This window comes from Pseudomonas eucalypticola (assembly GCF_013374995.1).
In the GTDB taxonomy this organism is placed as follows: domain Bacteria; phylum Pseudomonadota; class Gammaproteobacteria; order Pseudomonadales; family Pseudomonadaceae; genus Aquipseudomonas; species Aquipseudomonas eucalypticola.
The window spans coordinates 4,562,061-4,585,272 of the sequence record NZ_CP056030.1 but is presented as its reverse complement, the minus strand read 5'-3'; the positions used below and the strand labels follow the sequence as shown (position 1 = coordinate 4,585,272).

Here is a 23,212-nt window from a genome sequence, read left to right as displayed (position 1 = left end):
GACATCACCTGATCTGCTCTGGTTGCTCACTGTGGATCTGCAGTGGTGCGACAACTTTCCCGAGATTCCGTGAAGAACCTTTTTTTTCCTCGGTTTTCCGGTCGGTCAGGCTGCCTCAAGCGTAGCGCCGGCCCTCCTGCGCGGTCAGGTCCATCAGCAATTGACGCTCGTTCTCGTGCCACTGGGTTTCCAGGGCAGTGATCCTGTCGCTCAACTGGTCTACCGACTCAACGGGTGAATCTTCGGTCAGTTTCAGCACCTTGGCTTCGTAATCGGCCTTCAGCTCGGCAAACCGCGACGTGTAGACGTCGCGCAGGTACGCCTGCCAGAAGTCGCGCTCCGCAGCGTAGCGCAGGAAGGACTCGCCCTGTTCGCCCCGTTGCACGTGGCGCCGTGCCTCTTCCAGCTCGTTGGGGCGCAGGTCCGCCGTGCCCTCGTACAGCATGCGCCCTGGCGGCAGCGGCAGGTCCAATTCCTGGGCCAACCGCAGGCGATAGGCCAGGCGCACCTCGGCCTGGTCGCGCGCGCCTGCCTGCTCGATGGCGAAGCGGTCCAGTTCCTGGGAACGGTACAGCTGCTGCACCAGACGGTGCAGGGTCTGGCCGCGCTGGCCCTCGGGAATGCCAACCATCGACTGGCGGGTAAACACCTGAATCTCCATCTGGTTGAACGCCAGACGGATGCCGTCGGGGCAGGTGTCGTGGGCCAGAATCTGCTGCAGCGGCTCTTCGGCCATGCCGTTGAGCAAAAGACGCAGTTCCACGTCGGTGGCCGCCTGCTGCAAGACGGCCCACACGCGTTCGATCAGCTCCCCGCGGGTAGACAGCCGACGGAAATCGGCCGTCTGGCGCAGGCGGTCGATCAGGTTCAGCAGTTGCCCAGCGTCATTACCGTCGGCGATGGACGCCCAGGTGCTGCGCCGCTTGGCCTGTGCCTCGACGTCGCCGGCCAGCCAAGGCTCCACCGAGGCGACCTGGGCATCGGCTTCGGCATGCAGACCGGGGCTATGGGACGAGTGGCTGGCCTCTGAGGAAAGCTCGGTGTCGGAACTGTGCGCATCGCTCTGGGAGAGGTTGAGGATGTCATCGGGCAGGTCCATGTCAAAAGCGTAAGGGCGGTAGTAGGACTCTGACACATGGGCCCTGCGCATGGTGTCGTGGGTCAAGGGGTTATTGCGCAGTTCCAGAATGGTGTGGCCGGTGTCGCTGCGGTGGTTGGCCAGGATGTGCTCCGGCAATTCGGTCAACTGGTTGCCCTCCAGCCCGACGCGTTCCAGGCGGTTGGGGATCAGGTCGTTGAGCCACTGGGGCCACTGGCTTATGCCGGTGCTGTCCAGGCTCAGCCAGGCCATGTGCCGGGCGGCCAATCCTCGGGCGTTGCTGATGGTGCCCAGGGTGTTGCGGTTGAGGATCAAGGTTTCCAGGGCCGGCAGCCGTGCGAAGAAATCGATGGCTGCCTGGTCGATCACCAGGCCCTGGTCGCTCAGGCTCAGGGTGCGCAGCGCAGGCAGGTCCAACAAGGCGGCGGGCAGTTCGCTCATTGCCCGGGCGTGGCCCGTGAACGCCAGACTCTGCACGTTGGGCAGGCGCCTGAGAAAGCTGTTGATCTGCGCGGTGGTGGCGTTGGTGTTGCTGACCGTCACGTGTCGCACGTTCTGGTAGAAAGTGTCTGGCAGGCTGGTGGGGAAGTCCGCCAGGGCGGCGCCTTCCAAGTTCAGGAACGGCGCAGATCCTTCGATGCTGTAGGTGCGCCAATAGCTGGAGATGGCCTGGGCTGTGCTGGCTCGCTGGGCCTGGCGGGCGGTATCGACCGTCGCCGCCGATGACGAGGTGGCCTGCCAATCGTCAAGGGCCTTCTCCAGTTGGCGGTTGTCCTCAAGCAGCTTGCGCAGCGTCTCTTCTGGCAAATCCGGGTCGAAGGTGTAGCGGCTGTCGGGACGCTCGCTCATCCGCGCGGTGATCATGACGTCGCGGGGCAGGTTGTTCTCGCGCACGACCAGGCGCGTGCGGCGGGTGGCGCCGGTAGGGTTGGCGAGGACCTCGGCTGGCAGCTCGGTGAGGTGGTTGCCACGCAACGACAACTCGGCCGTGTGGTCCAGCACTTCGGGCGCGAACCAGTTGGGCCTGACCGCGCTCCATTGGTCGGTGGTACGGTCCATGCCCAGGTGATCCAGGGTCATGCCGGACAGGTCCAGTGAGCCATAGACAGGGTTGCCGCTCAGGTCCAGGCGCCGCAGTTGCCGCAGCCCTCGAAGCGCTTGCAGCGTCCCGGGGTGTATGGGCAGGCGCAGGTCCACCAGCCTGAGTTCGGCCAGGCCAGGGTATTGCTGTGCGATCATGTTCGGCCAGTCTCTAAACCAGGCGAAGCTCAGCGACTCGTGCCCTTGCAGCGAAAACGCGGTCACGCGTGGAAAGCGGGCAAGGAAACTGCCTACAGCATCTGTCTCGGCCTGCACGGCGGTTTCCAGTTGGTTGGCCTCCAAAGTTGCCAGCGCCGGGCGCGCGTCGGTATTCAGGTGCAGGTCGCGCAGGTTCAGGCGCTGCACCCGTTCGAGGAGAAACGCTGGCAGGTCGCGGGGGAAATCCGCCAGGTAGACCGACTCCAGGCGCAGTTCATGGCTGACCCGGGGGCTTTCACCCAGGGCGCCGCGGCGCCAGCAATGCCAGAGGGCATCGCCGATACGCTGGCGGCTGCCGACCCGCAGGTCGTCCAGGCGGGTGATCGAGGCGGACTCCAGCACCCACTCGTCCAGGGCGGTACGTAGCTGGGCCTGCTCGTCCAGCAAGGTGTTGAGGCGCTCGTCGATGGTCTCGCGGCTAAGGCCGGCGCCATACAATTCTTCCAGCAGCACCGGGGCGCGGGCATCCAGCGCCGACTCCAGTTCCAGGACGCGCAGTTTGTCGAGCAGCGAGTCTTCGGTGATGATCCGCCCGGCCCGCGCAGGCGCCTGCAGTGCCATGCCGGTGCGGCCATCGGCCAGCCCCATGGGTGACTTGCCACCCGGCGTGTCGGCGCCCATGTGCAGCCATTCGCGGACTTTATGCCGGGGCAGCAACGGCGCCTGGCGCACGGTGTGCCTGAGCGGTTGCTGCTGCCCGACATGCGGGAAGCCCAGTTCGGCGCGCTGGGTGTCGGGCAGGGCATGCAGTACGGCGCCGTATACCGTGTCCTCGCCGTGCAGGTGGCGGTTATCGTTGTCACGGGTTTCGTAGCGGTCGCCGTTCCTGATCAGCACTTTGTCGATCGAGGCATTGTCGCCCCCTGCCTGGTCCACCAAAGGGCCGGTGAAAGTGCCCTCACGCACCTGGATGCGTACCTGCGGGGACCAGCCGGGCAGGGCTTCGATGCTGTGCAGTTTGACGGTTTCGGCGTCGGGGTTGGCCGGGGTATCCAGGTAGAGCCCTTCATAAGCGCGAACCAGGCGCACATTGGCCAGGTAGGCACGGGCCTCGGCCGCCAGCCGCGGGGGGACTTTGCCCTCGGTTTGCAGGTGCGCGCGCTCCTGGGCCGTGGCATGGGTGGCCAGCTCTTCGGCGACGCTGCGGGGCAGGCCCTCGAAGGCCGCCTGGATCAACGTGGCCAGGGGCTCGGAACCTCTCTGCCAGGCCTGGTAGCGCTGTTCGAACAACTGCGTGCGGTTGTGTCGGGCGCGCCGCGCCAGTTGCTCACGCAGCGCCCGGCTACGCACTGCGCTGCTCAGTGGGCCGACACTGGAATCTTCCTGCAGCAGCGCCTTGATCTCGGCTTCGCTCAGTTGTGCCAGTACCGACGGCAGTGGATCGCCCGGGCCTTGCTCGACCCTGATGCGGGTGCCGGTCTCGGCGGAGGGGCCAAAGCGCCCCAGGGGTTCGCCCTGGGCACTCACCCACTCCAGCGACCGGCCTTGCGGCCAGCCTGGCGCTTCAGTGAGCAGTTGCCATTGCAGGGCGCTATCAGTGACGGGGGTGGCGCTTTCCAGTTGCTCGATGAAGGTGCCCAGTTGCTGGTCCAGGCGAAAGCGCTGCAAGGTGTCTTCGAGCAGGGCGGGCGGCGGTTCGCCCTGGGCGAGCGTGCGCCGCAGCACAGCTTCATGGGTGTCGCTCACGCGCAGGATGCGCGCCGCGACCTGGTCGTCGATGCCATCGGCCATGGGCCCGAGCCGCCGAAACAGGTCATGACCTTCCCACTCCTGTGGGCGATCAAGTTCATCCAACCAGGCGCCCTTGCCGTTGCTGCGAACGGGCGGCGCGTAGGCGTCAGGTCGACGGGGGTGGCGCAGGCGGTAAGGACCATCGCCTTCAGGCGGCTTGACGTTGTAGGTGCGGCCGTCCTTGGCCAACCACAGTTTGCCACCGTGCTCATAAAGGCCCAGGGCGTTGGGGCGCAAGGTGGGTGGCAACAACACGTCATGGTGAAACGGCGCCAGGTCGGGCTTCCACAGGCGCTGGCTGCCGTCGGGCAGGGTCACCGGGCGCATGGCCTTGACCGCCTCGGGAGGTTCCACGCCAGGCAGGCTGCCGCCCACGCCGGCCCCGGCGCCCGCCATCAGGGCGATCATGGCCAGGTTATCCACCACCCCCATGAGGTAGCCGAACGCCGCGTCCTGGTCGCCCTTGACCAAGGCGTCGAAGCCCTCGTAAGTGCTGTAGCACAGCTGCGCGGCGGTCACTGCCAGCATCACTTCGCCAAGGCCGGGCACCACGAACGCCGCGACATTAAGCGCATCGAACAGTTTGTCCTCGAAATACTGCAGGCGCGCTTCGCGGCTCTTGCGGTCCTGTTCGGCGGTGGCTACCAGGTGGAAGCGCGCGTCATCGCGCAAGGTGCCCAGCTTGCGGTCGTGCAGGGCTTCCAGCCAGTAGGTGTCGAAGGCCGTGGTGCTCAGGTGGATCGCCGCCTCGTTGTCCCGCTTGACCTCATACCAGCCTTGCGTGCTGTTCCAGGTTTTCGGGTAAAGGGTGGCATTCAAGCGGCTGAACAGCGCGTTGCGCTGGCGCGCCGGTACCCGCGTCGCAAAGAAACGCTGGTAAGCGGGCTCCAGCAGCCGGTCGCGCAGCGCGTGCATCAAGGCCAGCCGCGAGGGATAGGTCTTGAGTGCGGCCACGGGGTCGCCGGGCAAGTAGGCGGTGACGGGCTCCGGCCCGTCGTCGGTACCTCGCGGGTGAATGATGACCATGACATCGGTCAAGGGCGCGTCGAACAGGCTCAAGTGGTGGAAGTGGGTGTAGCTGGATTCGGCGGTCAGGGTACTCAACTGGCGGTGCACGTCGCGGTCGATATCGCCTTTGAGCAGGGCGATGTGGGCGTACAGCCGCAGCCGGGACTGCTCGAGGCGTTTCACCCGCGCGGCCACTTCCTGGCGGCCGGTGCCGGGTGCGTCCTCCCTGAGTTGGGGCCATTGCAGCACCAGGTTCAGGTGCTCCTGGTACTGCTTGCCCAGGTCAAGGTCGCGACAAAGCCCGGCAAACGCGTGGGGTTCTAGGCTCAACCGCGTGCCGCGGATGGCCAGGCCGTCGAGCGGGTAGTGCGAATAGAGGCCAGCGCGAATGTGCCCGTCGTCCAAACCGCCGGCAACGGTGTCAGCGGCTTCGAAGTTCTGCATGGCCGCCTGCAACAGGGTGCTGGTGGCCGCCTTGCGGGCGTTCTGCAGTTGCACCACAGGGTCCTTGGAAGCGGAGGCGAAGCTGTTGTCGACCACTGCGTGGCGGGCATGGAACAGGTAGGTCGCGGCGGTATCGAGGTCCAGGCCAAATCGTCGTTGCAGCTCGGCTTCGAGCTTGGGCTTGGCGAAGGCTTCGGGGGTAGGCAGCAGGGTGAAAATCTCGTCGACCTGGCCTGTGCAGAAACGGTAGTCGCGGTAGGCGGCCGCCAGTTGCTCGACCACGTCGGGCATGGCCTGGCGCCCTTTGATGTACCACTGGGGCATTGCCGCGCCGGCCGCCCGCAGCGTGGCGTGGGTGTCGCGGCCGGCCTCCAGGAGCCAGGCGGGAATGGCATGCTTGGCAATCTCGTAATGGGGGGCGGGTGTGGGGGGTGTGGCTGCATTGACGGGGGCTGGCATGACAAGGTCCTTTTGTCCATTGAGGGGTTGCCAGTCTAAGGGGCGCCTCCACGGGAAACGGTATCAATGTCTATGTGCACACGCCTTGTGGTGTTTCACTCATCGCTCGGTCTTGTGGGCCCGCAAGCGCTTGTAGAGCGTGTTGCGGCTGACCCCCAGGCGCCGGGCTAGCTGTGAAATGTTGCCGTCGCTATCACGCAGCAACTCGCCCAGGTCAAGCGTCGCCGCCGAAGCGCTCAGGGCGGCGGGCAACTCCTGCAGTTCATCGAGGAAGGATTCAGGCAGGTCGCACACCTCTATGTGCGGGCCTTCGGCCAGGGCGTGTGCGACCGTCAAGACCGACTGCAATTGGCGAATATTGCCCGGCCAGGGGTGCCTGAGCAGTACTTTCAACGCCGCGGGGCTGAGCGGGCGTTGCGGTTCGCCTGGGGTGTGCAACGGCGCCAGCAAGGCCTGGATCAGTTCCAGCTTGTCGCTGCGTTGGCGCAACGGTGGCATGTTCAGCGTTGCCCCGGCGATACGGTAATAGAGGTCCTGGCGAAAGTGCCCGCTATTGACGCGCTGGCGCAGGTCCTGGTGGGTGGCGCAGATCACGCGGATATCCACCGGTACCGGGTCGCCGGCCCCCAGGGGCTGGATGGCGCGTTCCTGCAGTACGCGCAGCAGACGCGCCTGGGTGGCCAGTGGCATGTCGGCGATTTCGTCCAGTAGCAGTATGCCTGTGTGCGCCTTGCGAACCAGGCCGATATTGCCAGTGGCCCGAGCGCCGGTGAACGCCCCGCGTTCGTAGCCGAACAGCTCCGACTCCACCAGCTCCATGGGGATGGCGGCGCAATTGACCGCCACCAGCGGGCAGCGGTGGCGCTCGCTGGCCTGGTGCAGCGCGCGCACCAGCCACTCTTTGCCCGCCCCGGTCTCGCCGCAGATCAACAGCCCTACGTCTTTGTCGAGCAGGCGCTTCCCGACCTTGAGCGCCTTGGCCACCGCGGGGTCCAGGGCGGTGGCGGGCAGGGCAGGGCTACCCGTGGCGATACCGGCCGGCAGGCCCTGGGCTGGAAGTTGCAGCCTGCACTGGAAACGATTGCGCCCGGCTGCCACCAGGGTGAAGGTGGCGCCATTGCCATGGTCCAGCAACGCCGCCAGCGTTTGCTTGAACAGCCGTTCCACGCTCGTACCGGGCAAGGCTTGCGCCAACAGGCTGTCGGCCCGGCGGTTGGCGGCGACGACGCGACCGTGGGCGTCCAAGGCCAGGAGCCCGGCCCACGGGCTGTCCAGGTTGCTCGGCCCGGTGTTGAAGGTCAGCAGTGCATGGCGTTCGGCACAGGCATCGCGGATCAGGCGGTTTTCTACGCTCTGGCTCATCATGCGGACCATGCCCAGGGTATGCGACGGCGGCAGGTAGCTGTCGCTGGACACGTCCAGCACCCCGACGATGCACCGTTGCTCATCGAAGATGGGGGCCGCGGAACCGGACATGAAGCGGTTGGCCTTGAGAAAGTGCTCGTCATGCTCGATGTGCACGGCCTGGCCGCAGGCCAACGCCGTGCCGATGGCATTGGTGCCGACATGCCGCTCCGCCCAGCACGCCCCTGGCTCGAAACCGGCGCAGCCTGGCGGCTCGGCCAGGCGTTGTTCGCCCCAGCGCTTGAGCAGGCGCCCCTGGCCGTCGGCCAGGCGGATCAGGCAGCTGGAGTTGCCAAGAATGTTTTCGTAATAGGGCAGCACTTCCCGGCAGGCCGTGGCCACCAGGTGGGCGTGGCGGGCGAGCCAGCGTTGCAGGCGTTCGCCGGTCCAGGGGTCGAAGTGCGCGGCACAGCCGTGGTGCAGCCCGAACGCGCGGCAGCGAGCCCAGGAGTCCTGCAGCATGGCCTCGTGATCGAGGGTGGCGCTAGGGGTGAACATGGCGGTTGGCCTATTGTTTTTGTTCCACCAGTGTCGTCCAGGCCGCTGGCTTGTCAATGCGCCACTGTTCAGCTGTTCAGCCAATAGTGTTCAGCGGTGTTCACCCTTGAGCACTCGCTCACGCTGCCTGCGCAGCGACGTCTTGTGAAATCAGCGACTTGGCGTGGGACAGCGGCTTGGCACGAAACTCGCTCCCCTCGTCGCCTGAGCCTGAAATCCAACAATAAAGAAGGCCGCGCCCATGTCCCTGGTGCTGGAACACGTTACCCGCGTCGTCGATCAGCAGCCTTTCATCGATGATGCCTGCCTGAGTTTCGAGCCGGGCTCGTTCAACGTCCTGCTGGGGCGCACCCTGGCGGGCAAGACCAGCCTGATGCGCCTGATGGCCGGGCTGGACCGCCCCGACAGTGGCCGGGTGCTCATGAATGGCGTGGACGTGACCGGGCGCCCGGTGCGCGAGCGCAACGTGTCGATGGTCTATCAGCAATTCATCAATTACCCCACCCTGACGGTGTTCGAGAACATTGCCTCGCCGCTGCGCCAGGCGGGGGTAAAGGCGCCGCAGATCACCGAGCGTGTTCAGGCCACGGCGCAGATGCTGCGTATCGAGCACTTGCTCAAGCGCCACCCGCTGGAATTGTCCGGCGGCCAGCAGCAACGGACCGCCATGGCCAGGGCCTTGGTCAAGGACGCCGAACTCATTCTGTTCGACGAGCCGTTGGTGAACCTGGACTACAAGCTGCGCGAGGAGCTGCGCCAGGAAATGCGCCAGTTGTTCGCCAGCCGCCACACCATCGCCGTGTACGCCACGACCGAGCCCAACGAAGCCTTGGCGTTGGGGGGCACTACCACGGTATTGCACGAAGGGCGGGTAATTCAGAGCGGGCCCACCGCGCAGGTGTACCACCGCCCCGAGACAATGCTGGCCGCGCAGCTGTTTTCGGAGCCGGCGATCAACCTGATTCCGGGGCGCATTGCCGGCAATGAAGTGAGTTTCGCCGGCTTCGTGCATTTTTCCCGCAACGCCGACCTGCGCGGCGTCGCCGATGGCGAATACCGCTTCGGCGTGCGCCCCAGCCACATCAGCCTGGTGCCTTCCAATGACGACGACTTGGAGTTGGCGGTGACCGTGGAGCTGGCTGAAATCAGCGGTTCGGAAACCTTCCTGCACGTGCGCAACGAGCATTTTTCGCTGGTGCTGCACCTGTCCGGCGTGCATGCCTGCGACGTGGACGCGCCGATCAAGGTGTACATCCCCACCCACAAATTGTTTGTGTTCGCCACCCACGGCGGCCTGGTCCAGGCCCCCGGGCAGCGCGCGGCGAGGGTTGCCTGATGGCCGAGATCCGCTTGCAGCACCTGGCACACCGCTACGGCGACGACGAGTATGCCATCCGCGAGATGAATCATGTCTGGGAACAGGGCGGCGCCTACGCGCTGCTCGGGCCATCCGGCTGTGGCAAGTCGACTTTGCTCAATATCATTTCCGGCTTGTTGAGCCCCTCCCAGGGCCAGGTGCTGTTCGACGGCAAGGTGGTCAACGCCCTGACCCCCGAGCAGCGCAACATCGCCCAGGTGTTCCAGTTCCCGGTGGTGTACGACACCATGACGGTATTCGACAACCTGGCGTTTCCATTGCGCAACCAGGGCCAGGACGAGGCACGGGTACGGGCGCGGGTGCAGGAAGTGGCGCAGGTGCTGGACTTGCAGCGGCTGTTGCAGCGCAAGGCGCGCAACCTCAGCGCCGATGAAAAGCAGAAGGTGTCCATGGGCCGCGGGCTGGTGCGTGATGACGTGTCGGCGATCCTCTTCGACGAACCGTTGACAGTGATTGACCCGCACCTGAAGTGGAAACTGCGGCGCAAGCTCAAACAGATCCACGAGCAGTTCAACATCACCATGGTGTACGTCACCCATGACCAGTTGGAGGCGTCCACGTTCGCTGACAAGATCGCGGTGATGTACGGCGGCCAGATCGTGCAGTTCGGCACGCCCAGGGAGCTGTTCGAGCGGCCGGGGCACACGTTCGTCGGCTACTTCATCGGCAGCCCGGGCATGAACCTCATCGACGCCATGGCCCGCGACGACGGTGTCGACTTCGCCGGTGTCCACCTGCCCTTGGGCGAAGGCTTGCAACGCCAGTTGCGCCATGTGCCGGGCCAGCGCTTGCAGGTGGGCATACGCCCGGAATTCGTCAGGGTCTGGGACCACCCCTACGAGGGCGGCTGGCCGGCGCAGTTGCAGCACGTCGAAGACCTGGGGACGTACAAGATCCTGACCTTGTCGCTCAACGGCGTGGCCCTCAAGGCGCGCCTGGCCGAGGACCGCCCGGTGCCGGGCGCCCAACTCTACGTCAGCTTTCCTGCCCAGTGGCTGATGATCTACGCCGACCAGTATCTGGTGGAGGTGGCGCCGTGAAAGTGCAGAACAACAAGGCCTGGTGGCTGGTGTTGCCGGTGTTTGCCCTGGTCGCGTTCAGCGCCATCGTGCCGATGATGACCGTGGTCAACTACTCCCTGCAGGACATCTTCGACCAGTCCAGCCGCTATTTCGTCGGCGCGGACTGGTACCGCCAGGTGCTGCGCGATCCCCAGCTGCATGACTCGCTGCTGCGCCAGTTCATCTATTCGGCCTGCGTGCTGCTGATCGAGATCCCTCTGGGCATCGGTATCGCCCTGACCATGCCGGCGCGGGGGCGCTGGTCATCGCTGTGCCTGATCGTGATGGCGATTCCCTTGCTCATTCCGTGGAACGTGGTGGGCACCATCTGGCAGATTTTCGGCCGTGCCGACATCGGCTTGTTGGGTTGGTCGCTCAACACCTTGGGCATCGGCTACAACTACGCCGCCAACACGCGGGATGCCTGGATCACGGTGCTGGTGATGGACGTCTGGCACTGGACCTCGCTGGTGGCCTTGCTGTGCTACTCGGGGTTGCGCGCCATTCCCGATGTGTACTACCAGGCCGCGCGTATCGACCGCGCTTCGGCCTGGGCGGTGTTCCGCTACATCCAACTGCCGAAGATGAAGAGCGTCCTGCTGATCGCGGTGATGCTGCGCTTCATGGACAGCTTCATGATTTACACCGAACCCTTCGTGCTCACCGGCGGCGGCCCGGGCAATGCCACCACGTTCCTCAGCCAGACCCTCACCAAAATGGCGGTCGGCCAGTTCGACCTGGGGCCGGCCGCGGCGTTCTCGCTGGTGTACTTCCTGATCATTCTCCTGGTGTCCTGGCTGTTCTATACGGCCATGACCCACGGCGACGACAACGGCTGAGGTGGTCATGAACCTGCGTAAAACACTGCCGTTGTGGCTGTACCTGCTGTTTCTGCTGGTGCCGATCTACTGGTTGTTGAACATGTCGTTCAAGCGCAATGGCGAGATCCTCGGCAGCCTGACGCTGTGGCCCCAGGACTTCACCCTGCACAACTACCAGGTGATCTTCACCGACCCCAGCTGGTATGGCGGCTACCTCAATTCCCTGTGGTACGTGAGCCTGAACACGGTGATTTCCCTGACGGTGGCATTGCCGGCGGCCTACGCGTTTTCCCGCTACCGGTTCCTGGGTGACAAGCACCTGTTCTTCTGGTTGCTGACCAACCGCATGGCGCCACCGGCCGTGTTCCTGTTGCCGTTTTTCCAGCTGTATTCGTCCATCGGCCTGTTCGACACCCATATCGCGGTGGCGCTGGCCCACTGCCTGTTCAACGTGCCACTGGCGGTGTGGATCCTCGAAGGGTTCATGTCCGGCGTGCCGAAGGAAATTGATGAAACCGCCTACATCGACGGCTATGGCTTCCCACGCTTCTTTCTCAAGTTGTTCATGCCCCTGATCGGCTCGGGCATCGGCGTCACGGCCTTCTTCTGCTTCATGTTTTCCTGGGTCGAACTGCTGCTGGCGCGCACCTTGACCTCCGTCAACGCCAAACCCATCGCCGCGGTCATGACCCGAACGGTGTCGGCGTCGGGCATCGACTGGGGGGTGCTGGCCGCGGCGGGGGTGCTGACCATTTTGCCGGGCATGCTGGTGATCTGGTTTGTTCGCAACCATGTGGCCAAGGGCTTTGCCCTGGGCCGGGTGTAGAGGGTACAGACATGGATTGGATGGCCTGGACGTGGCCCACCGCGGTGTTCTTTGCCGCCGTGGGTGTGGTGCTGCTGGGCATGACGGTGTGGGAGTTGCGAATGCCGGGCGTGGCACGCCGCGGCCTGCTGCCCATCGTCACCACACGCGGCGACCGTTTGTTCATCGGACTGCTCGGCAGCGCCTACCTGCACCTGCTGGTGATCGGCGTTACCGACTGGAGCATCTGGGTGGCCTCGCTGCTGTCCCTGGTGTGGCTGTTGGCTGTGATGCGCTGGGGTTGACCGACCGGGTCGGCACGCTCCTTCGGATACTCAATCAGGAGGTCACTATGTTCGACAATAACAACACGCTGAGACATAGCATTGCCCTGGCATCGGCGCTGGCGTTCAGCGGCTTGAGCACCCTTGCCTGGGCCGATGCCTACCAAGACGCGGCGAAGAAGTGGGTAGCCAACGAGTTCAAACCTTCCACGTTGACGCCCGACCAGCAGATGGCGGAAATGCAGTGGTTCATCAAGGCCGCCGAGCCGTTTCGTGGCATGAAGATCAACGTCGTCTCCGAAACCCTGACCACGCATGAGTACGAGTCCAAGACCCTGGCGAAGGCGTTCACCGAAATCACCGGCATCCAGTTGACCCACGACCTGCTGCAGGAAGGTGATGTGGTGGAGAAGCTGCAAACGCAGATGCAGTCGGACAAAAACATCTACGACGGCTGGGTCAACGACTCGGACCTGATCGGCACGCACTTTCGCTACGGCAAGACCGAGTCCATCACTGAACTGATGGCCAAGGAAGCCAAGGACTTCACCTCGCCGACCCTGGACATCAAGGACTTCATCGGTATTTCCTTCACCACCGCCCCCGACGGCAAGATCTATCAGTTGCCTGACCAGCAGTTCGCCAACCTGTACTGGTTCCGCGCCGACTGGTTCGAGCGTCCTGAACTGAAGGCCAAGTTCAAGCAACTGTATGGCTACGAACTGGGGGTGCCGGTCAATTGGTCGGCGTACGAAGACATCGCCAGGTTTTTCAGCCAGGACGTCAAGGAAATCGATGGCAAGCGAGTTTACGGTCACATGGATTACGGCAAGAAAGACCCTTCCCTGGGCTGGCGTTTCACCGATGCCTGGTTCTCCATGGCCGGGGGCGGTGACAAGGGCTTGCCCAACGGCCTGCCGGTGGACGAGTGGGGGATCCGCGTGCAGGACTGCCACCCTGTGGGCTCCAGTGTCACCCGTGGTGGCGACACCAATGGCCCGGCGGCCGTGTTCGCCACCCAGAAATACGTGGACTGGCTCAAGGCCTACGCGCCGCCCGAGGCGGCGGGCATGACCTTCTCCGAGTCGGGGCCCGTGCCGTCCCAGGGTAACATTGCCCAGCAGATCTTCTGGTACACCGCTTTTACTGCCGACATGACCAAACCGGGGCTGCCGGTGATGAATGCTGATGGCACGCCGAAATGGCGGATGGCGCCGTCACCGAAGGGGCCTTATTGGGAGGAGGGCATGAAGCTCGGCTACCAGGACACCGGTTCGTGGACATTCCTGTACTCCACCCCTGAAAAACAACGCGTGGCTGCGTGGCTCTACGCGCAGTTCGTGACCTCGAAAACCGTGTCGCTGAAAAAGACCATCGTTGGGCTGACCCCGATTCGCGAGTCGGACATCAACTCCCAGGCCATGACCGACCTGGCGCCCAAGCTGGGCGGGCTGGTGGAGTTCTACCGCAGCCCAGCCCGTGTGCAATGGACGCCTACCGGCACCAACGTGCCCGACTACCCGCGCCTGGCCCAGCTGTGGTGGAGCCATATCGCCGAGGTTGCCAGTGGCGAGAAAACCCCGCAAGAGGCGCTGGATGGCCTGGCCAAGGACCAGGACGCCGTCATGACCCGGCTTGAGCGTTCCAAGGCACAGAAAACCTGCGCGCCGATCATGAATCCCGAACGCGATGCCCAGTACTGGTTCGACCAGCCTGGCGCACCGAAGCCGAAGCTGGCCAATGAAAAGCCCCAGGGTGAGACCGTCAGCTACACCGAGCTGCTCAAGTCGTGGGAGGCGGCGCGTAAATAGCCTTTGATGTGCCAACGAAAACGCCGCATCCCGAGGCTGGGCATGCGGCGTTTTTGCAAGCGTCGCCCTGTGCGGGGCGGCTTCACTCAGCCATGCAGGGTTTCGCAGGCATAGAGCGTGTTTTCCAGCAGGCAGGCACGGGTCATGGGGCCTACGCCGCCGGGTACCGGGGTGATCCAGCCGGCGCGGGGCAGGGCGGTGTCATAGACCACGTCGCCGACCAGCTTGCCGTCGGCCTGACGGTTGATGCCCACGTCGATGACGATGGCGCCTTCCTTGATCCACTCACCCTTGACCAGCCCGGGCTTGCCCGCAGCCACCACCACCAGGTCGGCGCGGCCGACGTGGCCGGCCAGGTCCTGGGTGAAACGGTGGGTGACGGTCACGGTGCAACCGGCCAGCAGCAGCTCCATGGCCATGGGGCGGCCCACGATGTTGGAGGCGCCCACCACCACGGCGTTCATGCCGTACAGGTCCTGGCCGGTGCTTTCCAGCAAGGTCATGATGCCCTTGGGAGTGCAGGGGCGCAGCAGCGGGATGCGCTGGGCCAGGCGGCCGACGTTGTAGGGGTGGAAGCCGTCGACGTCTTTGTCCGGGCGAATGCGCTCCAGCAGCTGGGACGCGTCCAGGTGCTCCGGCAGCGGCAGTTGCAGCAGAATGCCGTCGATGTTCGAGTCGTCGTTCAGACGGTCGATCAGGCTTTCCAGTTCATGCTGGGTGGTCTGGGCGGGAAGGTCGAAGGCCTGGGACAGAAAGCCTACCTCTTCACAGTCTTTACGCTTGTGCGAGACATAAACCTGGGAAGCAGGATCGCTGCCGACCAGGATCACGGCGAGGCCGGGTGTGCGAAGGCCTTGCTGGCGGCGTTCGGTGACCCGTTGGGCGATCTGCTGGCGCAGGCTAGCGGCGATCGCCTTGCCGTCGATTAGTTGTGCAGTCATGACGCGTGATTAACCATCGAGAGGGAAAAAAGGTGCGCCTATTCTCGCATGCTATAGAAGCAGGGCAAAGGCGCTTGGTCCGACGATTCCGCTAACCCCTTAAAAAAAATGAGTTTTTTCAAGAAAACAGTTGACGGCCTTTCGGGGCGTCTATAACATTCGTCGCACTTGTCGGGCAGAGCCTAGCACTGGTGAAAAAGGTCAGGCAGAGTTAGTGGTTTAACTCAGCAGGACTGAAGCTTAAAATTTGTAGTCGTCACAGAGTGCAGATTTAATAAGCGCCCGTAGCTCAGCTGGATAGAGCATCCGCCTTCTAAGCGGATGGTCGCAGGTTCGAGTCCTGCCGGGTGCGCCATTAGGCAGCTTTGGCACAAGTAGCGCAATATGGTGGGCGTAGCTCAGTTGGTAGAGCACAGGATTGTGACTCCTGTTGTCGTGGGTTCGATCCCCATCGTCCACCCCATATTTCGAAAGGCGCCTGATGAAAGTCGGGCGCCTTTGCTTTAAAAGCTTCACAAGCGGACGTGGTGAAATTGGTAGACACACTGGATTTAGGTTCCAGCGGCGCAAGCTGTAAGAGTTCGAGTCTCTTCGTCCGCACCATACAAGCTGTATCGCCCCGTTCGTTTTTGGGGTAACCGGTTGCAAATGCGTTATGGTGGGCGTAGCTCAGTTGGTAGAGCACAGGATTGTGACTCCTGTTGTCGTGGGTTCGATCCCCATCGTCCACCCCATATCTCATGAAAAAGGCGCCTGATGCGAATCAGGCGCCTTTTTTGTCGTGGTCGGGTTGTGGGTCGGTGTTTTGCCGGGCAACCTCTGCTCGGTGTCGACAAATCCGGTCACGAAAATCTGATACCATGGTATGCGTCAGCGGCGTACCTTGCGCGCATGATTTTTATCGAAACGCCTGTGTTTACGCGACGCGCCATCGAGCTCCTGGACCATGATGGTTACCTTGGGCTGCAGCTGCAGCTGGTGAGTGACCCGTGTGCGGGGGCTCTCATCGAGGGTACGGGTGGTGTGCGCAAGATTCGTGTGGCGGCGAACGGTCATGGCAAGCGGGGCGGTGCTCGGGTTATCTATTACCATTTTGTCGGCGCGTCACGGATTGCGTTGCTGATGATCTACGCCAAGGGTGAGAAAGCTGATCTGACTGCCCAGGAGCGCAAGCAGCTAAAGTTAGCGATAGAGCGATGGGGTCGAGCATGAGTACCTTTTTCGAAGAGTTGATGGAAAGTGTCGGGCAGATGGACGAAATTCTTCGAGGGGAGCGAGAGCCTTCCCGTGAATTTCATGTCGATGCTTTGCAGGTCAAGGCAATCCGCAAGGCGACCGGACTTTCGCAGGTCAAGTTCGCTGCGATGATCGATGTCCAGCTTGGGACGCTGCGTAATTGGGAGCAGGGGCGGCGCCAGCCTACCGGGCCGGCGAAGGCGCTGCTCAAGGCGATTCACAATGATCCTGTGCATGTGCTGAATGCATTGTCAGTGTGACGACCGAGCGCAGCGCGTGCGGTGCTCGGTCTCAAGGGCGCCAGATGAGTCGAGCCATACGCCCGGTCTCCCCCTCCAATACCCCACAAAAAAGCCCGCCTCTCACAAGGCGGGCTTTCATTCCCATCAGCGACTCAGCGATACCACCCATGGTGATACCCGCCACCACCATGTCCGTGGCCAGGGAAGATAATGCACCCGGAAGTGCTCAGAATCGCGAGCGCGGCCACGGTGGCTACAGTCAGTTTGGTCAGTTTGTTGATCACGGTTGTCTCCTGGTGTCGGGGGTAATGCACCCGTACTGATGAATCAGACACTGAAAATTTGTAACTGTTTGTCTACGAACGTAAATATTTCGAAAAGATACGTCAGCCAATGTCAGGTTGCCGAACTTCGCGTCCGCGCCGCCCGTCGTGAGCCAAAAGGCCCTCCGCTGAGACCCGAACCCTCTGCCAAGCCCTTTGCGGCCGGGCTTTGGCGGTGGTTTGGCAACTCCTTTTTCCAAGCTGTCTTGCACAGGGTGACTTCTTGTGTTCGACCCTCTAGAATGCATGCCCTTGATTGGGGTCGGAAATGGCCGGCTAACGTCTGTGCAACGAGGAAAATCCATGCAAGTTTCTGTTGAAAACACTTCCGCTCTCGAGCGCCGCATGACCATCGGCGTGCCTGCCGAGCGCATCGAGACCGAAGTCAACAAGCGTCTGCAACAGACTGCCCGTCGCGCTAAGGTTCCAGGCTTCCGTCCTGGCAAAGTGCCGATGAGCGTGATTCGTCAGCGCTACGAAGATTCCGCACGTCAGGAAGCCCTGGGCGACCTGATCCAGGCGACTTTCTACGAAGCCGTGGTTGAGCAGAAGCTGAATCCAGCCGGTGCCCCGGCTGTCGAACCTAAAGTGTTCGAAAAGGGCAAGGACCTGGAATACATCGCGACCTTCGAAGTATTCCCCGAGTTCGCCGTTGCAGGTTTCGAGTCCATCAACGTCGAGCGCCTGAGCGCCGAAGTGGCTGATGCCGACCTGGACAACATGCTGGAAGTGCTGCGCAAGCAGAACGTGCGTTTTGAAGCTGTCGACCGCGCCGCTGCGAACGAAGACCAGCTGAACATCGATTTCATCGGCAAGGTCGACGGTGAAGTGTTCGCCGGTGGTTCGGCCCAGGGCACCCAGCTGGTGCTGGGTTCCGGCCGCATGATTCCAGGCTTCGAAGACGGCCTGGTGGGCGCCAAGGCCGGTGAAGAGCGCGTGCTGAACGTGATCTTCCCAGAGGACTACCAGAACCTGGACCTGGCCGGCAAGGCCGCCGAGTTCACCGTCAAGGTCAACAGCGTTTCGGCGCCGACCCTGCCTGAGCTGAACGAAGCGTTCTTCAACCAGTTCGGTATCAAGGAAACCGGTCTGGAAGGCTTCCGCGCCGAAGTTCGCAAGAACATGGAGCGCGAGCTGCGCCAGGCCATCAAGACCAAGGTGAAGAACCAGGTCATGGACGGTCTGCTGGCTGCCAACCCGATCGAGGTGCCGAAGGCCCTTCTGGAAAACGAAGTGAACCGCCTGCGCGTTCAAGCCGTTCAGCAATTCGGTGGCAACATCAAGCCAGACCAACTGCCGGCCGAGCTGTTCGAAGAACAAGCCAAGCGCCGTGTCGTGCTGGGCCTGATCGTCGCTGAAGTGGTCAAGGCCAACGAGCTGAAGCCGGACGAAGCCCGCGTACGTGAAATGATCCAGGAAATGGCCTCGGCCTACCAGGAGCCAGAGCAGGTCGTGGCGTGGTACTACAAGAACGACCAGCAACTGAACGAAGTGCGTTCGGTTGTGCTGGAAGAGCAAGTTGTGGATACTGTTCTGCAGAAAGCTAGTGTGACCGACAAAGCGGTCTCCTACGAAGAAGCGGTAAAGCCGGCTGAAGCTCCACAAGCCGACTGATCCCCTTCCAGCGTTGGAACACCACCATAAGCCAGCCTTCGCGCTGGCTTATGCGTATTCAAGACATGACTATTTGGGAGTGAGTGCGAGACATGTCCCGCAATTCTTATATTCAGCAGAGTTCTGACATCCAGGCCGCAGGCGGTCTGGTCCCGATGGTTGTCGAGCAATCGGCTCGTGGCGAACGCGCCTACGACATCTACTCGCGCCTTCTCAAGGAGCGGGTGATCTTCCTGATCGGCCCTGTGGAAGACTACATGGCCAACCTGGTATGCGCGCAGTTGCTGTTCCTTGAAGCGGAAAACCCGGACAAGGATATCCATCTCTACATCAACTCCCCGGGCGGTTCGGTGACAGCGGGCATGTCGATCTACGACACCATGCAGTTCATCAAGCCGGACGTGTCCACCACCTGCATCGGCCAGGCCTGCAGCATGGGCGCGTTCCTGCTTGCCGGCGGCGCCAAGGGCAAGCGTTTCTGCCTGCCGAACTCGCGGGTGATGATTCACCAGCCGTTGGGCGGTTTCCAGGGCCAGGCGTCGGATATCGACATCCATGCCCGTGAAATCCTCTCGATCCGTCAGCGCCTGAACGAACTGCTGGCTTTCCACACGGGCCAGACCCTGGAGCAGATCGAGCAGGACACCAACCGCGACAACTTCATGAGCGCCGAGCGTGCGGCCGAATACGGCCTGGTCGATTCGGTGATCAACAAGCGTCAGATGCCAGCGTAAGCGAGGCCAATGCCAGGTGGTTGGCACAACCGGCCACCTGTGGACTTGAAAAACCCCGCGATTGCCTTCATCTTGTGTGGCAAGCCTATCGGATTTGGATCGATCGAATGACTGACACCCGCAACGGCGAGGACAACGGCAAATTGCTCTATTGCTCCTTCTGTGGCAAAAGCCAGCATGAAGTACGCAAATTGATTGCCGGCCCCTCGGTCTTTATCTGCGACGAGTGCGTCGACCTGTGCAACGACATCATCCGCGAGGAGGTGCAGGAAGCCCAGGCCGAAAGCAACGTGCATAAATTGCCTTCGCCTAGAGAAATCAGCGGCATCCTGGATCAGTACGTCATTGGTCAGGAGCGCGCGAAAAAGGTTCTGGCGGTAGCGGTGTACAACCACTACAAGCGCCTCAATCAACGTGACAAGAAGAACGACGACGTCGAGCTGGGCAAAAGCAACATCCTGCTCATCGGCCCGACCGGTTCGGGCAAGACGCTGCTGGCCGAGACGCTGGCCCGCCTGCTCAACGTGCCGTTCACCATTGCCGACGCCACCACGCTTACCGAAGCGGGTTACGTGGGCGAGGACGTTGAAAACATTATTCAAAAGCTGTTGCAGAAGTGCGACTACGATGTGGAAAAAGCCCAGATGGGCATCGTCTACATCGACGAGATCGACAAGATCTCGCGCAAGTCCGACAACCCGTCCATCACTCGTGATGTCTCGGGCGAGGGCGTGCAGCAGGCACTGTTGAAGCTGATCGAGGGCACCGTGGCCTCGGTACCGCCACAGGGCGGTCGCAAGCATCCTCAGCAGGAGTTTCTGCAGGTCGACACCCGCAACATCCTGTTCATCTGCGGTGGTGCGTTCTCGGGCCTCGAAAAGGTCATTCAGAACCGTTCCACGGCGGGCGGCATCGGCTTCAACGCCGAAGTGCGCAGCAAGCAGGAAGGCAAGAAAGTGGGCGAGTCCCTGCGTGAAGTCGAGCCTGACGACCTGGTCAAGTTCGGTCTGATCCCTGAATTCGTCGGCCGTCTGCCGGTGCTGGCAACCCTCGACGAGCTGGACGAAGCTGCGCTGATGCAGATTCTGACCGAGCCGAAGAACGCCCTCACCAAGCAATACGCCAAGCTGTTCGAGATGGAAGGCGTGGACCTGGAGTTCCGCACCGATGCGCTGAAATCCGTGGCCCATCGTGCGCTGGAGCGCAAGACCGGTGCCCGTGGCCTGCGTTCGATTCTCGAAGGCGTGCTGCTGGACACGATGTATGACATTCCTTCGCAGACCGACGTCAGTAAAGTGGTGATCGACGAAAGCGTTATCGAAGGCAAGTCCAAGCCACTGTTAATCTACGAAAACAGTGAGACGCCGGCCAAGGCTGCGCCAGACGCATAAGCCGTTTTACGGCTTGAAACAGGAAGGGGCCTTCGGGCCCCTTTGCTTTTCCTGCGCCGCAGCGCTTGTTTTTTTCCGGGGCTGCCCCCACATTGACTACAAGCTCAATTCCATCTGTCTACGGCCCTAGGGCCGCTGTAGAGGCGAAATCATGAAGACAACCATCGAATTGCCTCTCCTGCCATTGCGTGATGTCGTCGTGTATCCGCACATGGTGATCCCGCTGTTCGTGGGGCGCGAGAAATCCATCGAAGCCCTCGAGGCGGCGATGACGGGCGAAAAGCAGATCCTGCTGCTGGCCCAGAAAAACCCGGCTGACGACGATCCAGGCGAAGACGCCCTGTATCGCGTGGGCACCGTGGCCACCGTGCTGCAACTGCTCAAGCTGCCTGATGGCACCGTCAAGGTGCTGGTCGAAGGCGAGCAACGCGGCACCGTGGAGCGTTTCATGGAGGTAGACGGCCATTGCCGCGCCGAAGTGCAACTGATCGACGAAGTCGACGCCCCGGACCGCGAGTCCGAAGTATTCGTGCGCAGCCTGCTGGCGCAGTTCGAACAGTACGTTCAGCTGGGCAAGAAAGTGCCTGCCGAAGTCCTGTCTTCCCTCAACAGCATCGATGAGCCCGGCCGCCTGGTAGACACCATGGCCGCGCACATGGCGCTGAAGATCGAGCAGAAGCAGGAAATCCTCGAAATCATCGACCTGTCCGCACGGGTCGAGCACGTATTGGCCTTGCTGGATGCCGAGATCGACCTGTTGCAGGTCGAGAAGCGCATTCGCGGCCGCGTGAAAAAGCAAATGGAGCGCAGCCAGCGCGAGTACTACCTGAATGAGCAGATGAAGGCCATTCAGAAAGAGCTCGGCGACAGCGACGAAGGCCACAACGAAGTCGAAGAGCTGAAAAAGCGCATCGAAGCCGCTGGCCTGCCCAAGGATGCCTACACCAAGGCCCAGGCCGAACTGAACAAGCTCAAGCAGATGTCGCCGATGTCCGCCGAGGCCACCGTGGTGCGCTCCTACATCGACTGGTTGGTGCAGGTGCCGTGGAAAGCCCAGAGCAAGGTACGCCTGGACCTGGCCCGTGCCGAAGATATCCTCGACGCCGACCACTATGGCCTGGAAGAGGTCAAGGAACGTATCCTCGAATACCTCGCCGTGCAGAAGCGCGTGAAGAAAATTCGCGGGCCGGTGCTGTGCCTGGTAGGCCCGCCTGGCGTGGGTAAAACCTCGCTGGCCGAGTCCATCGCCCATGCCACCAACCGCAAGTTCGTGCGCATGGCCTTGGGTGGCGTGCGCGACGAGGCCGAGATTCGTGGCCACCGTCGTACCTACATCGGTTCCATGCCCGGTCGCCTGATTCAGAAGATGACCAAGGTGGGCGTGCGCAACCCGCTGTTCCTGCTCGATGAAATCGACAAGATGGGCAGCGACATGCGCGGCGACCCTGCCTCGGCGCTGCTGGAAGTGCTCGACCCCGAGCAGAACCACAACTTCAACGACCACTACCTGGAAGTCGACTACGACCTCTCGGACGTGATGTTCCTCTGCACTTCCAACTCCATGAACATCCCGCCAGCCTTGCTGGACCGCATGGAAGTGATCCGCTTGCCGGGTTACACCGAGGACGAGAAGATCAACATCGCCACCAAGTACCTCACGCCCAAGCAGATCGCTGCCAACGGCCTGAAGAAAGGTGAGCTGGAAATGGGTGTGGACGCCATCCGCGACATCATCCGCTACTACACCCGCGAAGCCGGCGTACGGGGCCTGGAGCGCCAGATCGCCAAGGTCTGCCGCAAGGTGGTGAAGGAGCATGCTCGCGAGAAACACTTCTCGGTGAACGTGACCTCCGACTCGCTGGAGCACCTGCTGGGCGTGCGCAAATTCCGCTACGGCCTGGCCGAGCAACAGGACCAGATCGGCCAGGTCACCGGCCTGGCGTGGACCCAGGTGGGCGGCGAACTGCTGACCATCGAAGCCGCCGTGGTTCCCGGCAAAGGCCAGCTGATCAAGACCGGTTCGCTGGGTGACGTGATGGTCGAATCCATTACCGCGGCCCTGACCGTGGTGCGCAGCCGCGCCAAGAGCCTGGGCATTCCCCTGGACTTCCACGAGAAGCGCGACACCCACATCCACATGCCTGAAGGCGCCACGCCCAAGGATGGCCCGAGCGCCGGCGTGGGCATGTGCACGGCCCTGGTCTCGGCGTTGACGCAGATCCCGGTTCGGGCCGACGTAGCCATGACGGGCGAGATCACCCTGCGGGGGCAGGTGCTGGCCATTGGTGGTTTGAAAGAGAAATTGCTGGCGGCACATCGCGGTGGAATCAAGACCGTGATCATTCCGGAAGAAAACGTGCGCGATTTGAAGGAAATTCCTGACAATATCAAGCAGGATCTTCAGATTAAACCGGTTAAATGGATTGACGAAGTGCTGCAGATTGCGCTGCAATACGCCCCGGAGCCCTTGCCCGATGTGGCTCCGGAGATAGTCGCCAAGGACGAGAAGCGCGATTCGGATTCGAAGGAAAGAATCAGCACGCACTAGCACGTATTTTCAGCCGGGGGGCTTTCTTGACAGCTTTTTCTAGCCCTTGTTATAAAGCGGCACTTCATGTGTCAGCAGCCT

General features: G+C 62.4%; 15 protein-coding genes and 4 tRNA genes. 16 read left to right on the top strand and 3 right to left on the bottom strand.

Features of this window, described 5'->3' with window-relative positions; all coding sequences use genetic code 11:
* Positions 1-115: 115 nt before the first annotated feature.
* Together HWQ56_RS20310 and HWQ56_RS20305 are read right to left on the bottom strand one after the other, a co-directional pair.
* Positions 116-6,040: an NEL-type E3 ubiquitin ligase domain-containing protein gene (locus HWQ56_RS20310; RefSeq protein ID WP_176571627.1), complete on the bottom strand. Its 5,925-nt coding sequence runs from the start codon at positions 6,038-6,040 to the stop codon at positions 116-118.
* A 99-nt stretch (positions 6,041-6,139) separates the two neighbouring features.
* Positions 6,140-7,942 carry a sigma-54-dependent Fis family transcriptional regulator gene (locus HWQ56_RS20305; protein WP_176571626.1) on the bottom strand — a complete coding sequence of 601 codons (1,803 nt, stop codon included), beginning with the start codon at positions 7,940-7,942 and terminating at the stop codon, positions 6,140-6,142.
* A 241-nt stretch (positions 7,943-8,183) separates the two neighbouring features.
* Between HWQ56_RS20305 and HWQ56_RS20300 the strand changes: the two genes are divergently transcribed.
* From HWQ56_RS20300 to HWQ56_RS20275, 6 genes are read left to right on the top strand one after another with little or no spacing between them, the layout of a single operon-like run.
* A complete protein-coding gene (locus HWQ56_RS20300; RefSeq protein WP_176571625.1) occupies positions 8,184-9,278 on the top strand; it encodes an ABC transporter ATP-binding protein in 1,095 nt (364 codons plus the stop codon).
* A complete protein-coding gene (locus tag HWQ56_RS20295; RefSeq protein ID WP_176571624.1) occupies positions 9,278-10,360 on the top strand; it encodes an ABC transporter ATP-binding protein in 1,083 nt (360 codons plus the stop codon). The genes HWQ56_RS20300 and HWQ56_RS20295 overlap by 1 nt, the downstream gene beginning before the upstream one ends.
* Positions 10,357-11,220 carry a carbohydrate ABC transporter permease gene (locus HWQ56_RS20290; RefSeq protein WP_158158755.1) on the top strand — a complete coding sequence of 288 codons (864 nt, stop codon included), beginning with the start codon at positions 10,357-10,359 and terminating at the stop codon, positions 11,218-11,220. Before HWQ56_RS20295 ends, HWQ56_RS20290 begins: the two co-directional genes overlap by 4 nt.
* Positions 11,221-11,227: 7 nt before the next feature.
* Entirely contained in the window at positions 11,228-12,028 is an 801-nt protein-coding gene (locus HWQ56_RS20285) for a carbohydrate ABC transporter permease (RefSeq protein WP_158158757.1), read from the top strand.
* Positions 12,029-12,039: 11 nt separating this feature from the next.
* Positions 12,040-12,312 carry a DUF2160 domain-containing protein gene (locus tag HWQ56_RS20280; protein WP_158158759.1) on the top strand — a complete coding sequence of 91 codons (273 nt, stop codon included), beginning with the start codon at positions 12,040-12,042 and terminating at the stop codon, positions 12,310-12,312.
* A gap of 47 nt (positions 12,313-12,359) precedes the next feature.
* Positions 12,360-14,102 (top strand): ABC transporter substrate-binding protein, encoded by a 1,743-nt coding sequence (locus HWQ56_RS20275; protein WP_176571623.1) that lies wholly within the window; start codon positions 12,360-12,362, stop codon positions 14,100-14,102.
* An 86-nt stretch (positions 14,103-14,188) separates the two neighbouring features.
* On the opposite strand, the gene folD is transcribed toward HWQ56_RS20275, so the two are convergent.
* Positions 14,189-15,043, bottom strand: coding sequence for a bifunctional methylenetetrahydrofolate dehydrogenase/methenyltetrahydrofolate cyclohydrolase FolD (gene folD / locus HWQ56_RS20270; RefSeq protein ID WP_176571622.1), 855 nt, complete (start codon positions 15,041-15,043; stop codon positions 14,189-14,191).
* 278 nt (positions 15,044-15,321) lie between these two features.
* Here folD and HWQ56_RS20265 point away from each other — a divergent pair.
* The 10 genes from HWQ56_RS20265 (at position 15,322) to lon (ending at position 23,131) form a co-directional block, all read left to right on the top strand.
* Positions 15,322-15,398 (top strand) — tRNA-Arg (locus tag HWQ56_RS20265).
* A gap of 32 nt (positions 15,399-15,430) precedes the next feature.
* Positions 15,431-15,506, top strand: a tRNA-His gene (locus tag HWQ56_RS20260).
* Positions 15,507-15,561: 55 nt separating this feature from the next.
* Positions 15,562-15,646: transfer RNA gene (locus tag HWQ56_RS20255), tRNA-Leu, on the top strand.
* A 55-nt stretch (positions 15,647-15,701) separates the two neighbouring features.
* Positions 15,702-15,777: transfer RNA gene (locus tag HWQ56_RS20250), tRNA-His, on the top strand.
* A 157-nt stretch (positions 15,778-15,934) separates the two neighbouring features.
* A complete protein-coding gene (locus tag HWQ56_RS20245; protein WP_176571621.1) occupies positions 15,935-16,255 on the top strand; it encodes a type II toxin-antitoxin system RelE/ParE family toxin in 321 nt (106 codons plus the stop codon).
* Positions 16,252-16,539: a helix-turn-helix domain-containing protein gene (locus tag HWQ56_RS20240; protein ID WP_158153970.1), complete on the top strand. Its 288-nt coding sequence runs from the start codon at positions 16,252-16,254 to the stop codon at positions 16,537-16,539. Before HWQ56_RS20245 ends, HWQ56_RS20240 begins: the two co-directional genes overlap by 4 nt.
* 608 nt (positions 16,540-17,147) lie before the next feature.
* Entirely contained in the window at positions 17,148-18,458 is a 1,311-nt protein-coding gene (tig, locus tag HWQ56_RS20235) for a trigger factor (RefSeq protein WP_176571620.1), read from the top strand.
* A 92-nt stretch (positions 18,459-18,550) separates the two neighbouring features.
* A complete protein-coding gene (gene clpP / locus HWQ56_RS20230) occupies positions 18,551-19,192 on the top strand; it encodes an ATP-dependent Clp endopeptidase proteolytic subunit ClpP (protein ID WP_158153968.1) in 642 nt (213 codons plus the stop codon).
* A gap of 107 nt (positions 19,193-19,299) precedes the next feature.
* Positions 19,300-20,583: an ATP-dependent Clp protease ATP-binding subunit ClpX gene (gene clpX / locus HWQ56_RS20225; RefSeq protein WP_158153967.1), complete on the top strand. Its 1,284-nt coding sequence runs from the start codon at positions 19,300-19,302 to the stop codon at positions 20,581-20,583.
* Between the two features lie 151 nt (positions 20,584-20,734).
* Positions 20,735-23,131, top strand: coding sequence for an endopeptidase La (gene lon / locus HWQ56_RS20220; protein WP_158153966.1), 2,397 nt, complete (start codon positions 20,735-20,737; stop codon positions 23,129-23,131).
* The last annotated feature ends 81 nt before the right edge of the window (positions 23,132-23,212 follow it).

Bases quoted from the DNA above. Each gene is read 5' to 3' on its own strand.
- HWQ56_RS20300 (WP_176571625.1), top strand. From the start codon at position 8,184: ATGTCCCTGGTGCTGGAACACGTTACCCGCGTCGTCGATCAGCAGCCT.
- clpP (WP_158153968.1), top strand. From the start codon at position 18,551: ATGTCCCGCAATTCTTATATTCAGCAGAGTTCTGACATCCAGGCCGCA.
- clpX (WP_158153967.1), top strand. From the start codon at position 19,300: ATGACTGACACCCGCAACGGCGAGGACAACGGCAAATTGCTCTATTGC.
- HWQ56_RS20285 (WP_158158757.1), top strand. From the start codon at position 11,228: ATGAACCTGCGTAAAACACTGCCGTTGTGGCTGTACCTGCTGTTTCTG.
- folD (WP_176571622.1), bottom strand. From the start codon at position 15,043: ATGACTGCACAACTAATCGACGGCAAGGCGATCGCCGCTAGCCTGCGC.
- lon (WP_158153966.1), top strand. From the start codon at position 20,735: ATGAAGACAACCATCGAATTGCCTCTCCTGCCATTGCGTGATGTCGTC.
- HWQ56_RS20295 (WP_176571624.1), top strand. From the start codon at position 9,278: ATGGCCGAGATCCGCTTGCAGCACCTGGCACACCGCTACGGCGACGAC.
- HWQ56_RS20280 (WP_158158759.1), top strand. From the start codon at position 12,040: ATGGATTGGATGGCCTGGACGTGGCCCACCGCGGTGTTCTTTGCCGCC.
- HWQ56_RS20310 (WP_176571627.1), bottom strand. From the start codon at position 6,040: ATGCCAGCCCCCGTCAATGCAGCCACACCCCCCACACCCGCCCCCCAT.
- HWQ56_RS20275 (WP_176571623.1), top strand. From the start codon at position 12,360: ATGTTCGACAATAACAACACGCTGAGACATAGCATTGCCCTGGCATCG.
- HWQ56_RS20240 (WP_158153970.1), top strand. From the start codon at position 16,252: ATGAGTACCTTTTTCGAAGAGTTGATGGAAAGTGTCGGGCAGATGGAC.
- HWQ56_RS20305 (WP_176571626.1), bottom strand. From the start codon at position 7,942: ATGTTCACCCCTAGCGCCACCCTCGATCACGAGGCCATGCTGCAGGAC.
- tig (WP_176571620.1), top strand. From the start codon at position 17,148: ATGCAAGTTTCTGTTGAAAACACTTCCGCTCTCGAGCGCCGCATGACC.
- HWQ56_RS20245 (WP_176571621.1), top strand. From the start codon at position 15,935: ATGATTTTTATCGAAACGCCTGTGTTTACGCGACGCGCCATCGAGCTC.